The 13,515-nt window shown below is 39.7% G+C and carries 17 protein-coding genes; 8 read left to right on the forward strand and 9 right to left on the reverse strand.

All coding sequences use genetic code 11. From position 1 onward, the window contains the following. Window positions 1-2 precede the first annotated feature (2 nt). From rsmA to ACRWQN_RS15995, 4 genes are all read left to right on the forward strand, one after another. Window positions 3-815 (forward strand): 16S rRNA (adenine(1518)-N(6)/adenine(1519)-N(6))-dimethyltransferase RsmA, encoded by an 813-nt coding sequence (gene rsmA, locus ACRWQN_RS15980; protein ID WP_434926927.1) that lies wholly within the window; start codon window positions 3-5, stop codon window positions 813-815. Between the two features lie 66 nt (window positions 816-881). Continuing rightward, the gene (apaG, locus tag ACRWQN_RS15985) at window positions 882-1,262 is read left to right on the forward strand and encodes a Co2+/Mg2+ efflux protein ApaG (RefSeq protein WP_434926928.1); all 381 of its coding nucleotides are present in this window, start codon (window positions 882-884) and stop codon (window positions 1,260-1,262) included. A 4-nt stretch (window positions 1,263-1,266) separates the two neighbouring features. Further along, the gene (locus ACRWQN_RS15990) at window positions 1,267-2,085 is read left to right on the forward strand and encodes a symmetrical bis(5'-nucleosyl)-tetraphosphatase (RefSeq protein WP_434938827.1); all 819 of its coding nucleotides are present in this window, start codon (window positions 1,267-1,269) and stop codon (window positions 2,083-2,085) included. Window positions 2,086-2,195: 110 nt separating this feature from the next. Further along, window positions 2,196-4,217, forward strand: a complete 2,022-nt coding sequence (locus ACRWQN_RS15995; RefSeq protein WP_434938829.1) for a HAMP domain-containing methyl-accepting chemotaxis protein — start codon at window positions 2,196-2,198, stop codon at window positions 4,215-4,217. A 187-nt stretch (window positions 4,218-4,404) separates the two neighbouring features. Here ACRWQN_RS15995 and ACRWQN_RS16000 read toward each other — a convergent pair whose 3' ends face one another. The 7 genes from ACRWQN_RS16000 to rplU form a co-directional block, all read right to left on the reverse strand. Continuing rightward, the gene (locus ACRWQN_RS16000) at window positions 4,405-4,806 is read right to left on the reverse strand and encodes a DUF3718 domain-containing protein (protein WP_434931338.1); all 402 of its coding nucleotides are present in this window, start codon (window positions 4,804-4,806) and stop codon (window positions 4,405-4,407) included. Between the two features lie 64 nt (window positions 4,807-4,870). After that, complete coding sequence (folA, locus tag ACRWQN_RS16005; RefSeq protein ID WP_434938830.1) at window positions 4,871-5,374, reverse strand: type 3 dihydrofolate reductase; 504 nt, start codon at window positions 5,372-5,374, stop codon at window positions 4,871-4,873. A 14-nt stretch (window positions 5,375-5,388) separates the two neighbouring features. Continuing rightward, window positions 5,389-5,859, reverse strand: coding sequence for a threonine/serine exporter family protein (locus ACRWQN_RS16010; RefSeq protein ID WP_434931336.1), 471 nt, complete (start codon window positions 5,857-5,859; stop codon window positions 5,389-5,391). After that, a complete protein-coding gene (locus tag ACRWQN_RS16015) occupies window positions 5,859-6,617 on the reverse strand; it encodes a threonine/serine exporter family protein (RefSeq protein ID WP_226413822.1) in 759 nt (252 codons plus the stop codon). Before ACRWQN_RS16015 ends, ACRWQN_RS16010 begins: the two co-directional genes overlap by 1 nt. Window positions 6,618-6,633: 16 nt before the next feature. After that, window positions 6,634-7,809, reverse strand: coding sequence for an Obg family GTPase CgtA (gene cgtA / locus ACRWQN_RS16020; protein ID WP_226413820.1), 1,176 nt, complete (start codon window positions 7,807-7,809; stop codon window positions 6,634-6,636). A gap of 307 nt (window positions 7,810-8,116) precedes the next feature. After that, the gene (gene rpmA / locus ACRWQN_RS16025; protein WP_006080527.1) at window positions 8,117-8,371 is read right to left on the reverse strand and encodes a 50S ribosomal protein L27; all 255 of its coding nucleotides are present in this window, start codon (window positions 8,369-8,371) and stop codon (window positions 8,117-8,119) included. Between the two features lie 16 nt (window positions 8,372-8,387). After that, window positions 8,388-8,699 carry a 50S ribosomal protein L21 gene (rplU, locus tag ACRWQN_RS16030; protein WP_226413818.1) on the reverse strand — a complete coding sequence of 104 codons (312 nt, stop codon included), beginning with the start codon at window positions 8,697-8,699 and terminating at the stop codon, window positions 8,388-8,390. 553 nt (window positions 8,700-9,252) lie between these two features. On the opposite strand from rplU, the gene ispB reads away from it, so the two are divergent. After that, entirely contained in the window at window positions 9,253-10,224 is a 972-nt protein-coding gene (gene ispB, locus ACRWQN_RS16035) for an octaprenyl diphosphate synthase (protein WP_434926935.1), read from the forward strand. A 65-nt stretch (window positions 10,225-10,289) separates the two neighbouring features. Here ispB and ung read toward each other — a convergent pair whose 3' ends face one another. After that, on the reverse strand, window positions 10,290-10,955 hold the full coding sequence (gene ung, locus ACRWQN_RS16040) for a uracil-DNA glycosylase (protein ID WP_434938833.1): 666 nt from the start codon (window positions 10,953-10,955) through the stop codon (window positions 10,290-10,292). 83 nt (window positions 10,956-11,038) lie between these two features. Here ung and ACRWQN_RS16045 point away from each other — a divergent pair, with 83 nt between their 5' ends. Both ACRWQN_RS16045 and ACRWQN_RS16050 read left to right on the forward strand, forming a co-directional pair. Beyond that, on the forward strand, window positions 11,039-11,581 hold the full coding sequence (locus ACRWQN_RS16045) for a prepilin-type N-terminal cleavage/methylation domain-containing protein (protein ID WP_434926937.1): 543 nt from the start codon (window positions 11,039-11,041) through the stop codon (window positions 11,579-11,581). 67 nt (window positions 11,582-11,648) lie between these two features. Continuing rightward, window positions 11,649-12,017, forward strand: a complete 369-nt coding sequence (locus ACRWQN_RS16050; protein WP_434938835.1) for a DUF3144 domain-containing protein — start codon at window positions 11,649-11,651, stop codon at window positions 12,015-12,017. A 144-nt stretch (window positions 12,018-12,161) separates the two neighbouring features. Here the strand turns inward: ACRWQN_RS16050 and ACRWQN_RS16055 are convergent, their stop codons facing one another. Next, window positions 12,162-12,779: a LysE family translocator gene (locus ACRWQN_RS16055; protein WP_226413808.1), complete on the reverse strand. Its 618-nt coding sequence runs from the start codon at window positions 12,777-12,779 to the stop codon at window positions 12,162-12,164. Between the two features lie 112 nt (window positions 12,780-12,891). Between ACRWQN_RS16055 and ACRWQN_RS16060 the strand changes: the two genes are divergently transcribed. Beyond that, window positions 12,892-13,422 (forward strand): thioredoxin family protein, encoded by a 531-nt coding sequence (locus ACRWQN_RS16060; RefSeq protein ID WP_434926940.1) that lies wholly within the window; start codon window positions 12,892-12,894, stop codon window positions 13,420-13,422. Window positions 13,423-13,515 lie beyond the last annotated feature (93 nt).

A 13,515-nucleotide genomic window follows, 5' to 3' on the forward strand; every position in this document is an offset into this window, starting at 1 on the left:
TAATGAGTAATAAAGTACATTTAGGCCATACAGCCAGAAAAAGATTCGGACAAAATTTCTTAACTGATGAAGGTGTGATAAGTAGCATTGTTGGTGCTATTTCCCCTGATAATGACCACGTTATGGTTGAAATAGGACCAGGCTTAGGTGCACTAACAGAGCCAGTTGCAGACACCATAGATAACCTCACGGTCGTTGAACTCGATCGCGATTTAGTTGAGCGATTAAAAACACATCCTATATTAAAAGATAAACTGACTATTCACCAGGGTGATGCATTACAGTTTGATTTTAACCTGCTTAGACAAGAAGGCAAAAAAATGAAAGTGTTTGGTAATCTACCTTACAACATTTCAACGCCTTTAATGTTTCATTTATTTGAGTTTGCAGAATATATTGAAACCATGCACTTTATGCTCCAAAAAGAAGTGGTATTGCGTTTATCGGCCAGCCCAGGTTGCAAAGCTTATGGACGTCTCACCGTTATGGCGCAATATTTTTGTCAAGTCGTACCTGTATTAGAAGTGCCTCCGCACTGCTTTACTCCGGCGCCAAAAGTAGACTCTGCCGTGGTACGTTTATTGCCTTATGAGCAAAAGCCTTGGCCATGCAAAGACGTAACTGTAATGCGTCATTTATGCACCACAGCATTTCATATGCGCCGTAAAACCTTGCGCAACAATTTAAAGGGTATGCTCAATGATGAAGACTTTGCCCTACTCAATATAGATTCAACCCTGCGACCTGAGCAAATCAGTGTGCAACAATATGTTGCGATGGCTAATTTATATATAGATAAAAAAACAACAAATTAATTACTTCATCTTAAGGGGCATGTTCAATGAATATGCCCTTTTGCTTAAGGACGAAATATATCACCTATGAGTCAAGCTGAATCTCCGATAAAAATTAAAGTCGACACTGAATATCTTGAGCATCAATCAGATATAGCAGATGAGAAATATTTATTCTCCTACACTATCACTATAATCAATGTGGGCGATCAAGCTGTAACGTTAAAAGATCGTCACTGGATCATCACTAATGCTAATGGTGATAAAAGTGAAGTAAAAGGCCCTGGCGTCGTAGGAGAAACCCCTACAATTGCACCTAATACCGCTTACCAGTATTCGAGTGGAACAGTATTAGAAACCCCTATCGGTTTTATGGAAGGCTCATATGGCATGGTCTACAATGATGGCAGACTATTTTCAGCTGTCATTCCCACCTTCAGGTTAGCCGTGCCAGGGTTGCTGCAATAAAATTATGGCCAATTATTTTGTCGGTGATATTCAAGGATGCTTTCAAGAGCTGCAAAGACTATTACAAAAAGTCAGTTTTAATCCTTCAAAAGACATACTTTGGGCTGTCGGTGATTTAGTTGCCCGCGGGCCGGGCTCGCTAGAAACCTTAAGACTATTTGAATCACTACAAGACAGCGGCAAGGTAGTGCTAGGCAATCATGATCTTCATTTAATGGCTATTCATGGCAAAATAAAACACGCAAAACCAAATGACCGCTTAGAAGCATTGCTAGAAGCGCCCGACTGCCTTAAGCTAATAAATTGGCTAAGGCAACAACCATTAGTTCGCCACTTACCTGAACATAGTCTTATAATGACTCATGCTGGTGTACCTCCACAGTGGAATTTGGCAACACTTATATCTGAAAGTTTAATGGTTAGTGAACAGCTTAAACAAGCTGATTATTTGACAAGTATTATTGGCCAAATGTATCAGAATACGCCGAATGTTTGGAGTAACAACCTTAATGGAATTGAGCGCACGATATATTGTATCAATGCCCTAACACGGATGCGGTTTTTACATTCCGATGCCAGTTTAGACTTTGAATGTAAACTGCCTCCAAACCAAGTGAAAGATAAATTATTAAGGCCATGGTTTGATTTTGAGTCTAAGCTAAAAGCGCCTTACCAGATCGTTTTCGGTCACTGGGCGGCATTAATGGGGCAAACATCAGCAGCACATTTACATGCTTTAGATACAGGATGCTGTTGGGGTGAACATTTAACACTGTGGCACCTTGAAACAAATGAAAAAATTACCCAAAAAAAGCTCATTTAGCGTTAAACTAAAAGACGAATAAGCCGATAATCTACTATCGGATTTCAAAAAGTACCTGAATACAAAAGTCCTTGCTGTTGGGATAAAATAATAATAGGTTGGAGTAACATATGAAGATTAAAGTGGCCACTAGAGTTATAGGCGGATTTTCTGTCTTAACTTTATTACTAATCATACTTGGCGTTGTCACATTATTAGGCAATAGCAGCATCAAAAAAGGTACCCAAACCTTAAAACAAGTTAGTCTACCCGCTTTGGCACATACTAATTTGTTAAGCGAAAATATTAGTGGCCAACAGATTCAATTTATTTTAGGTTACTACAGTGACCATTCTTCAAAAATCCCTGCTATAGAACAATACCTTGCTAGTGAAAATAAAAAGTTCGTGTCTGAATTCAGTAAATTAACAAACTTAATTTCTGAACAAGAACAACTTTCGCAACCACTAAACCAACTAAAAACAGCTTATGTAGCCTATGAAAATATAGCAGATAAGATGCTTAGCGAAAGATTGCAATCCTTATCTAAACAAGAGGATGCATTAAAAATGCGCAGCGAGATAGAAAATGCTGCTGATGACGCATCTTCTATTCTATTGGACGTAACAGATTTAGAGACAAGCTTAGACTCAGTAGAAAGAAGCTTAGCTTCTTCTGCCAATATTGTTGATAACACATTTATCAATTTAATCACTACGGTATATGACCTCGTTGCTGTCACTGACAGTAGCAAGTACGATCTGATTATAAAAGAATTGGAATTCATGGTCAGTGAAGCAAAAGGCAAGTTGAGCCATATAAGTTTGCAAGGTCAAGATATAATTGACAGTGATACATTGGCTGACCTTAATACAGAAACAGATAAAGTGTTTAAACTATTATCGGGCAATAACTCTATAATTAGTCTAAAAAAGCAGCAACTACAACATGAAGCGGCTGCAGCGGCCGCCTTAAGTGATATCCAAGTTAAAACCAAAACCGTCAATGTAAAAATGACTGAATTTGCCACGGCAATTGATGGATTTACTAACGAAATAAGTAACGAAGCAATTGAGGTGATTGACTCCGCAGAAGTTAAAACCATGGCAGTAGTGCTTTTTGCTATATTTGTTGCGATTTTTGTCAGCTATATGGTTGTCCAGCCATTAAAACAATCTTTAGCACAAGTAAACCAAGCCCTTAATGTATTAGCTTCAGGTGATTTAACCCATAAGTTAGATGACTCTGGCCACGATGAATTTGCTGAACTGTCGAAAAACTGTAACCGTTTAGTCGACAGCCTTCGCAGCTTAATTATGGGGATTTTAGATCGTTCAAATCAACTTGCCGCGGCCGCAGAAGAAACTTCAGCTATTACAGCACAGACCACTATTAGCATTCAAGAGCAGAAAAGTCAGGTCGATCAGGTCGCAACGGCAACCACTGAGTTAAGTTCAAGCTCTCAACAGGTTTCAATGAGCGCAGATCAGGCATTAGAACAAATAAAACAAGCCGACGAAGAAACCAAACACATGCGCTCTCTTGCTGATGAAAGCAAGCTTACTATCTTAGCCCTGGCAGATGAAGTGGCTAAAGCTGGCACAGTAATCAATAAACTTCACACCGATAGTGCATCTATTGGCTCAATCTTAGATGTTATCCGAGGCATTGCCGAGCAAACTAATCTACTGGCATTAAATGCCGCAATTGAAGCAGCCAGAGCGGGTGAGCAAGGTCGAGGTTTTGCGGTAGTTGCTGATGAGGTCCGCAGTCTTGCCTCACGCACCCAAGATTCAACCCGAGAAATTCAGTTAATGATCGAAGTGTTACAGCAAGGTGCTCAACAAGCCGTTGCTGTTATGGAGCTAGGCAAATCGCAAGCTAGCAGCTGTGTTGATAAGAATGAACAGGCCAATATAGCGCTTGAAACAATTATCAAGTCAGTTCATAAAGCTTATGATTCTGGCACTCACATTGCTCACGCAGCCCAAGAGCAGAATCTGGTCAGTCAGCAGGTATCTGAGAAGCTTGAACATATTGCGCTTATATCAGAAGAAACCTCTTCTGGTGCAGAACAAACTGCACAATCAAGCCATCAAGTCGCCATGTTGGCAGAAGAACTACAATCGTCTGTTAAAGAGTTTAAAGTCTAATCTAGATTTAAATTATCCTCCTAATGAGAAAAGGCCGTAAAGGCCTTTTTTGTTACAGCTAACTTATGGAATAAATTATCGATTAGAGGTCGCCGCTTTACTTAAACGCTTATTTCCAAATAAAAAATACCGACTTATTAGTCGGTATTTTTTATTTGGCATTGTAGGTGCAGAATAATCTTAACGATTAGTCCTCACCTGCACCGCCACCTAGACGTTCAGTAATCGCTGCTGTGATAGGGCTACCACTATGACCGTTGGCACTGGCCCAATCCACAATAGAAGTACCATCTGATTCAGCAGCAGAAAGGTCTGATGCAGGAAGACGTTTAGCAATAAACTCACCAACATCATTCGCGTTAGAATTGTAGGCAGTACGCAATAAACTGCTGCCATCACAGCTCACAGCTGAATAAATATTACGTAATTTTACACGGGCTTCTTTAAGCTTTTTACGTAAACGATTTTTATCGTCTGACTTTACATAATCGCATATGTTAGCAACTAACTGATCAGTGTTCGCTACAGCAGGGACCGACACAGAAGATGCTGCTATCAGTACGGCTATCGCCACAGGCATTAAACGCATCTGACACTCCTTTATAATTTATTATTGTATCTTAATACGCTCATCTTTGTGATTGTATTTAGTTTCAGGGTAACTCGTGAACAAGTTTACAGTTTTTAACAAAAGTGTTAAAGCTATATTGCAATCCATGCTCATTTGTTGCTGTAATAGTTTGTTTCGAAAGCCAACTTCCATCATCCCATTCAGGAAAGTAAGTATCACCTTTTACATCTAGGTCAATTTGAGTTAAATATAATACATCTGCCTTACAGAGTAGTTCAGCATACAGCTGACCGCCACCCATTATGATTAATTCTTCACACTCACCCGCAGCAGCAACAGCTTGATCAAAATTACCGACACAAGTGACCCCATCCGGTGCATAATTCGACTGTCGAGTAATGACAATATTGTGTCTTCCTGGTAATGGACGCCCTATTGATTCATAAGTCTTACGCCCCATTACCACAGGCTTTGATAACGTCATAGCTTTAAAATGCTTTAAGTCTTCAGGTAAATGCCATGGCATTTGATTGTCTTTACCAATAACACGATTGTTAGCCATAGCGGCAATCATTGCGATACGCATGATGAATCCTCTAATTAAATAATAGGGCGATTGCGATAATATAATAAACTAGGTAGTGCTAGCCCTACAGCTAAGGCTCCCAAAATAAAGACCGTTTTAAGGCCATTGACAATGACTTGCGCACTTAACTCTGGACTGACTTGGTTTTGAGCTGTTAATTGAATAAGCGCTATAACAGTATTAAAGGCGTAGGTTCCGGGTATCATAGGAATAATAGCTGCAACGGCATACATTGACGGTGGCGCTAAATGACGTTTAGCAAACTGAATTGTAATAACCCCCACGAGAGCGGCTCCAGCAAATGTAGCCCACTCAATCGGCATATTAACGTGCATTAACACGGTTCGAGTACTGTGACCTAATGCACCTGCTAACGCACAGAATCCAAGATAACGTTGCGGTACATTGAATAAAATGGCAAAACCAAAAGCTGGTATAGCGGAAAAAAAAGCATTATGTAATAAGTCTAATAACAGAGGCGGCATTAAAATATCCCGCCTAATTGCATTGCTATAGTAATACCAATTACTGAAGCTAAGGTGAGTAGACTTGCATTTCCCCAGCGGGATATTCCTACATTAATATGACCTTTTACCATATCAGAAATCGCGTTAATTAGCGGAAAACCTGGCACTAGCATTAATACGCTTGCGGCTAATGCAATTTGAGGAGTTTCACTAATGGGATAAATATAACCTAATTGAGCAACAACATTAGTAATAAAGGCTGTAATAGAAAAGTTAACGAGTAAATTAAAATGTCTTTTAGCAAGAAAAAGTCTCACACTCATCCCTATGGAGGATGCAATAAAAGTCACTAAACACGCCATCACATCGCCACCTAATAAATGACAAAAGCTAGCACAGGAAAGTCCAATGACAGGAATAACTACTTTAGCAGGATATGTTTTAGGCTGAATACGAGCGAGACGGCGGCGGACCTCATTAGGGCCATAAATGCCTTTTTCAGCTAGCAAACATAGCCGTTGTAATTCACATACCACCATCATATTGATCCCATGAGCTCGGATCCGTCTGGTCGTAGTAATACAACGCCCATGTACAAGACTAGTTAGCACAAGTGCATTGGAAGATATAGAGAGTTCAACACTTGCAAGGCCCAATGCTTTACCTAATCGCTGACTTAGTTCTTCAACCAAGTCAGACTCTGCACCATAGGCAAGCAGCAATTGAGCGCAGCGGACAACTAAACGGGTTATATCATTTTGGTTGTCTGCGTACACGGTAATCCTTTAAAACTTAGCGTTGATAAATAACTTCAACGTCATAATCATCATCATCAAAGTCATCATCATCTAAGTCATCAGTATCATCATAATTCTCGTTGATGCTGTCGTCTTTACCCTGATGATAATTATCCCACTTAAATTCAACTTCTTGCTCGTCATCTTGATCATCTTGACCAACAGGCAATGTTTGAATGAAATCAAGTAACTTAATACTTAACTCTTCAGTACCTTGGCGGTTATAGGCGGACATAGTAAAGACTTCGCCTTCCCAAGCTAGTTCTTTAATAATATGAGCGACTTTTTCTTTTACTTCATCTTCAAGCAATAGATCGATTTTATTAAATACCATCCAACGAGGCTTAGCGGCAAGCTTTGGTGAATACTTTTCTAACTCACCTACAATAGCTCTGGCTGAATCAATCGGATCACTACCATCAATAGGGTTAATATCAATAATGTGTAGTAATGCGCGACAACGTTCAAGATGCTTTAAAAAACGAATACCTAAGCCAGCACCTTCCGCAGCACCTTCAATTAGCCCAGGAATATCAGCAATAACAAAACTTTGCCCATGACGTGGGTTAACAACGCCTAGGTTTGGAATTAAAGTTGTGAATGGGTAATCAGCCACTTTTGGTGTAGCACGTGATACCGAGCGTATAAACGTAGACTTACCAGCATTAGGTAAGCCTAACAATCCCACATCGGCCAGTAAAAGCAGCTCTAGCTTTATTTCACGCACTTCACCGGGAGTACCCAGAGTCTTCTGACGTGGCGCACGGTTAGTACTACTTTTAAAACGTGTATTACCTAAACCATGAAAACCGCCTTTAGCAACCAGTAACTTTTGGCCATGGCTAGTTAAGTCGCCTAAAGCTTCTTCGGTTTCTTGATCGATTGCACGTGTACCTACAGGTACTTGTAACACTAAATCTGCACCGGCATGACCAGTACAATCACGACCACGACCATTGGTGCCACGTTCAGCCATATGAAAACGAGTGAAACGATAATCAATAAGGGTGTTCAGGTTTTCATTTGCCTGTAAAAAGACACTACCACCATCGCCACCGTCACCGCCATCGGGACCGCCATCCGGTACATATTTTTCACGGCGAAAACTAACGCAGCCGCTACCACCGTCACCGGCTTCTACACGGATATTGGATTCATCAACAAACTTCATACGGACTCCTAACACTTCAATCATCTAATAGCACAAGGTGAAGACACCTTTGAGCTATAGAACCTTGGCGCTAATTATAACCCTAAATACAATAAATATCAGGGGGCAGAAAAGCGTGGTGTATGGATAATACATCTTCCGCTTGCTGCAAAAAATAGATCTTTCTAATCACTCAGTTCACTATTGTTTTAAAACCAAGAGGATAACGTGAGCTTAGAAATAATTTTGTATTGGTAAACAAGATCAACAACAAAAACACAAAAGCCCTACCAGAGGCAGGGCTTTAGATTTTAGCTTAGTTAAAAAATTAAGCTTCGATACTAATAAACTTACGGTTATTAGCACCTTTAACTTCAAATTTAACTTTGCCGTCAGTTAGAGCAAATAAAGTATGGTCGCGACCGATACCTACATTTACACCAGCGTGGAATTTAGTACCACGTTGACGAACAATAATGTTACCTGCTAAAACTGATTCACCGCCAAAGCGCTTAACACCAAGACGTTTACTTTCTGAATCGCGGCCGTTACGAGTAGAACCGCCAGCTTTTTTATGTGCCATGAGTTAGACTCCTAAATTATGCGCTAATCGCAGTTATTTTAACTTCAGTGAACCACTGACGGTGGCCGGTTTTCTTTTCGTGATGCTTACGGCGATTAAACTTTTGAATAGTAATCTTTTCACCGCGTCCGTGGCTAACCACTTGAGCAACAACTTTACCACCAGCAACTAATGGAGCACCAACGTGAACGTTCTCACCATCAGCAACCAATAGAACTTGATCAAACTCAATCGTTTCACCAGTAGCAACTTCAATTTTTTCTAGACGAACTGTATGACCTTCAGCAACACGATGTTGCTTTCCGCCACTTTGAAAAACAGCGTACATAGCTATTTCACTCCAAATGACTAACACACTAACTCGATCTTACGAGAATAGGTGCTAAAAAACTTTTAATGACAATGGGCGCGGATTCTACGCGAAGAATTTCATACTGGCAAGCGTTAATTCAGGTTCAAATTAAAAAGCCGTTACTACTGCACAATATTCACTGTTACAAACTGAATATTGTATAAACATTAAGTACAATTGCCTTAACTACCACGCAAAAATACTCATTCTATTAGTTTAAAAGTAGCGCTAAAATCTTCCTGTGTTATCTTCACCGGATTTTGAAATGATTTTACCTAAATTTATCTTGAAAAGCACTGACTCATTTGCTCTTACAGCATATTAGATCAGGGATTTTCCTTTGTATTAATGAAGTAACTAAAAAATTTGCACCGACATAGATTTTAGAAATTGAGAATAAGTCATAACAAGTTTAAAAATTAGTAACAACAACTTTGAAAATCAGCGCGTTTCTCCTGTAAGATATGACCCCAGATGCGCACCAAATAGAAAGACAGTTAACGTCTTCCACAATAAATTAGAGAGTATTATGGATTTAACCGCCATTCGTCTGTTGGCAGACTCAGATATGCAATCTGTCGACCAACTTATTTATAAGCAACTTGAATCTGATGTAGCCCTAATTAACCAACTAGGCTTCTACATTATAAATGGTGGCGGAAAACGTCTGCGTCCTTTACTGTCAATTCTTGCAGCAAGATCTGTAGATTACCAAGGTAAGTTACATGTTAAATTAGCCGCTATTATTGAATTTATTCATACTGCATCACTACTGCATGATGATGTCGTCGATGAATCAACATTACGTCGCGGCCGCGAAACAGCTAATGCACTATTTGGAAACAGTGCGAGTGTATTGGTTGGAGACTTTCTCTATACCCGCTCTTTTCAGATGATGACTGAACTCGACAGTATGCATGTACTAAAGGTTCTGGCTGATACAACCAATGTGTTGGCTGAAGGGGAAGTGCTGCAACTAATGAATTGTAATGACCCCGAAACCACTGAAGCTAACTATATGCGTGTCATTTACTGTAAAACAGCAAAGCTGTTTGAGGCAGCGACATTACTGGCAGGTGTATTAGCAGGCTCCCCAACTGAATGGCAACAAGCACTTGGTGATTACGGTAAGTATTTAGGTACAGCATTTCAATTAACCGATGATTTACTCGACTACACGGCAGAAACGGGTGAGCTAGGTAAAAATATTGGCGATGACTTAGCGGAAGGTAAACCTACATTACCCTTAATCTATGCCATGGTGCATGGTGATGATACCGCCAAAGCGTTAATAAAAATGGCCATAGAAAAAGGTGACGGCACCCAGGCAATTGATGAGATAGTGGCCGCCTTAAACAAATCAGGTGCGCTTGAATACACGCAAAAAAGGGCTGAAGAAGAAGCACAAAAAGCCATTGATGCGTTGATCGTATTACCAGATACAGATTATAAACAAGCGCTTATTGCCCTTGCCCACTTATCAGTAAACCGTAAGCACTAGGTTATGTTTAACTAACGTACACTAAGTTGTTTTAAAAAGCAGTAACACCCCTTGTTACTGCTTTTTTACACCTGCCAATCAATCGGTTTGAGGCCATTTTTAATAAGCTGTTGATTTATTTTGGAGAAATGACCGCATCCAAAAAAACCACGATATGCCGATAATGGAGACGGATGAGGACCACTTAAAATAGTATGATGATCATGGGTAATTAGACGTCCCTTCTTAATAGCATGGCTGCCCCACAGTACGAATATCAGTGGCTGAGGTAAGCTGTTAAGATAATCTAACACATGATCGGTAAACACTTCCCACCCAGCCTTAGCATGTGAATGCGCCAAAGATTGTTCTACCGTTAAAACCGTATTTAACATTAACAAGCCTTGCTCAGCCCAATGGGTTAAATCACCGTGTGATGGAATCGAAAAACCCGCTATATCTTGTGCTAACTCTCTGTAAATATTGACTAGTGACGGTGGTACCTTCACGCCAGATTTAACTGAAAAGGCTAATCCATGGGCTTGCCCTTCGCCATGATAGGGGTCTTGACCTATCACCACCACTTTCACCTTTTCAACTGGCGTTAATTCAAAAGCACGATAAATATCAGCCTTTGGAGGAAAGATGACTTTGTTCATCGATTGCTGCTCAGACAGAAATTGATTTAACCGGATAAAGTAATCCTGTTGTTGTTCATTCTCGATAAATATAGGCCAACTTTTCACTTTCATTATCCTTAACTTTTTAGGAGTAAATTGCTAATTTATATCAGCTACTTTAAAGTACTGATATTGTAAATCGTTTATTAAGTATTATGAAATTTAAAGCAACTCAACAGCAGCAAGGTTTTACCTTAATAGAATTAGTCATTGTTATTATTATTTTAGCTATTCTTGCTGTCATAGCTTTGCCTAAGTTTATCAACCTACAACAAGATGCCCATGTATCAAATGTCAAAGGTACAGGTGGCGCATTTTCATCAGGCATTAGCCTTGCACATCTCAAATGGGCTTCTATGGGAAACTCTGGTCCTGCGGACAATTTACAAATATATGAAAATGCTGGTGTTGCTGGACAGCTTGATATAAATCTATGGGGATACCCAGCTCAAAATTACCCACCATTTGAAAGTTCACCTCGACTCAATAACACTAACGACTGTATTTCTGTTTGGAACACTATTTTGCAGGACGCTCCTAGTGTTTCAACCAATGTAAACTCAACAGCATTTGAATACAGAGTCACCTATATCAACCCTGACCAATGTCGTTTCTTCTACAATAAATTAAATACCCTTTCGATTTATTATGATTCCCGTAATGGGCAGGTCATCACAGATTCGGATCCTAATAGCTAAATTTAAACTGAATTTCGCTGTTAAACTCGATACACTCATTATTTTACTAACACCTTAAGTGAGCATTATGACTGAACAATCTGCATCTCAAAACGCCGCTTCTGAAACACCAAGTTCTGAAACACAAAGCGCTACGACTATATATCAACTAGCGGATCAATTTATCGCTTTAGCCAATCAAATCGGTCAAACAGAAAATGATATTGGTAAAGTGGGTACAGCATTGCGCTATGCAGCATCTCGCTATAATGCATTTGAAGCAGCAATAAAGTCTTCTGATCTAGCAGCAGAAAAAGACAATGCGTTAGCTTGGTTTGCTAATGAGTATAAACTCATGCTAAATGAAAACTTAGACGATCACATTAAGCACCCACCAATCTCCAAAGTTGAAAACGAACCCGCAAAAGATGACAGTGTGCAAGTTTTCAAAAACTAGATCATTGGATTAAAAATAATGCCATCTCTAAACTAGATGGCATTACTTATAATTTCAAAGTGTAAGCATTCTTTCATATGTGCATACAGGTTAAAAATGTAACGCGCACAGTTATCTTGACACTGAGGCCTATACTGAAAATCTTTATATCAATGTAAAAATAACCCGCCCAGCAAGCGCAATTAGCACCACTCCAGACACCCTATCAATCCATACTGCTTTTTCACGTAGCTTAGGCAATATTGCGGAATGCGATAATATAATCGCAATCAAGGTGTACCAAAGGCCATCAATCACTAAAGGGGTTAGTACAATCAATGTTTGCCCTGAAATTGTCTCTGCAGCTAATACGAACTGACTAAATAACGCCAAAAAGAACAATAAAATTTTGGGGTTAAATAATGAAATGGCCAAGCCGTCACGTGCAGCAACCAATAAACTAGTTTTGTTTCCAGCGGCGAGTTTTTGCTGCATACCACCTTTAGAGCGCAAAGCCTGAATACCAATCCAAGCCAAATACAAGGCTCCGACAATCGCAATCGCATTAAATAATAATGGCGATGCCCTAAGCACAACAGCAAGCCCTAATAAGGTCACCAAAGCATAAATTCCAATACCAATGGAATGCGCCCAAGCACACACAATACCGTGTAAGCGACTGCCACCTAATGTATGCCTAACCACCATGGCCAAGCTCGGCCCTGGTGACATTGCCCCTAGGCAACAAATGGCCAGTAACCCTAACCAAGTCGTAAAACTCATATTTTCCCTTACTTATTCTTATATAAACTATTGCATTGTTACTGCGAACATTAACACCAAATTAAGTAAATCTTGATATGCTATTTATAATTTCCCTTCATTAAGCATCACTATGTCTATTATTGCTTCATTGTTACTTATATCGTTAATGTTAGCGATTGCAGGTTTATTGTTCGCAAAGTTTAAAGGCAAAGCTATCCCTATGGCGGTTATTTTCGTTTTAGGTGGCCTAGCGCTTTGTCTTGCCAGCATTATCGCCTTTATTAATAAAGGCGAAAACTATCAAGCATATAAAAACCTTCATTGGCAACCACTTGCGCCAGAAAAAATAGCACCTTATGTTGAGCAAGGCTTTACTGTTTTTGTCGATATAACAGCTGATTGGTGTGTTCCTTGCCAAGCGAATAAAGCCAATGTGCTTCATCGCGAACAAGTAGTTAATACCCTAATGACCGATAACATTATTTTAATGCAGGGGAATTGGTCTGAGGCTGATACCGTCATTGAACAGTATATGGGTATTCAAGGCGCTGCAGGTACACCTTACAACAAAGTTTATGGTCCAGCCTACCCAGAAGGAATAGAGCTGCCTAAAGTACTTGAAATCAGGCATGTTTATCAGGCTTTAGACATCATGAAGTGATGTTAAAACATAATAGGTACAAAAAAGACTGCCTAGGCAGTCTTTTTATTGGTTATTATTTAAGGGCTGAAATTGATTAAGCCCTTAAGTTGT

It is taken from the genome of Shewanella sp. HL-SH8 (genome assembly GCF_051165765.1).
GTDB lineage: Bacteria > Pseudomonadota > Gammaproteobacteria > Enterobacterales > Shewanellaceae > Shewanella > Shewanella glacialimarina.

Bases quoted from the DNA above. Each gene is read 5' to 3' on its own strand.
- rsmA (WP_434926927.1), top strand. From the start codon at position 3: ATGAGTAATAAAGTACATTTAGGCCATACAGCCAGAAAAAGATTCGGA.
- apaG (WP_434926928.1), top strand. From the start codon at position 882: ATGAGTCAAGCTGAATCTCCGATAAAAATTAAAGTCGACACTGAATAT.
- ACRWQN_RS15990 (WP_434938827.1), top strand. From the start codon at position 1,267: ATGGCCAATTATTTTGTCGGTGATATTCAAGGATGCTTTCAAGAGCTG.
- ACRWQN_RS15995 (WP_434938829.1), top strand. From the start codon at position 2,196: ATGAAGATTAAAGTGGCCACTAGAGTTATAGGCGGATTTTCTGTCTTA.
- ACRWQN_RS16000 (WP_434931338.1), bottom strand. From the start codon at position 4,806: ATGCGTTTAATGCCTGTGGCGATAGCCGTACTGATAGCAGCATCTTCT.
- folA (WP_434938830.1), bottom strand. From the start codon at position 5,374: ATGCGTATCGCAATGATTGCCGCTATGGCTAACAATCGTGTTATTGGT.
- ACRWQN_RS16010 (WP_434931336.1), bottom strand. From the start codon at position 5,859: ATGCCGCCTCTGTTATTAGACTTATTACATAATGCTTTTTTTTCCGCT.
- cgtA (WP_226413820.1), bottom strand. From the start codon at position 7,809: ATGAAGTTTGTTGATGAATCCAATATCCGTGTAGAAGCCGGTGACGGT.
- rpmA (WP_006080527.1), bottom strand. From the start codon at position 8,371: ATGGCACATAAAAAAGCTGGCGGTTCTACTCGTAACGGCCGCGATTCA.
- rplU (WP_226413818.1), bottom strand. From the start codon at position 8,699: ATGTACGCTGTTTTTCAAAGTGGCGGAAAGCAACATCGTGTTGCTGAA.
- ispB (WP_434926935.1), top strand. From the start codon at position 9,253: ATGGATTTAACCGCCATTCGTCTGTTGGCAGACTCAGATATGCAATCT.
- ung (WP_434938833.1), bottom strand. From the start codon at position 10,955: ATGAAAGTGAAAAGTTGGCCTATATTTATCGAGAATGAACAACAACAG.
- ACRWQN_RS16045 (WP_434926937.1), top strand. From the start codon at position 11,039: ATGAAATTTAAAGCAACTCAACAGCAGCAAGGTTTTACCTTAATAGAA.
- ACRWQN_RS16050 (WP_434938835.1), top strand. From the start codon at position 11,649: ATGACTGAACAATCTGCATCTCAAAACGCCGCTTCTGAAACACCAAGT.
- ACRWQN_RS16055 (WP_226413808.1), bottom strand. From the start codon at position 12,779: ATGAGTTTTACGACTTGGTTAGGGTTACTGGCCATTTGTTGCCTAGGG.
- ACRWQN_RS16060 (WP_434926940.1), top strand. From the start codon at position 12,892: ATGTCTATTATTGCTTCATTGTTACTTATATCGTTAATGTTAGCGATT.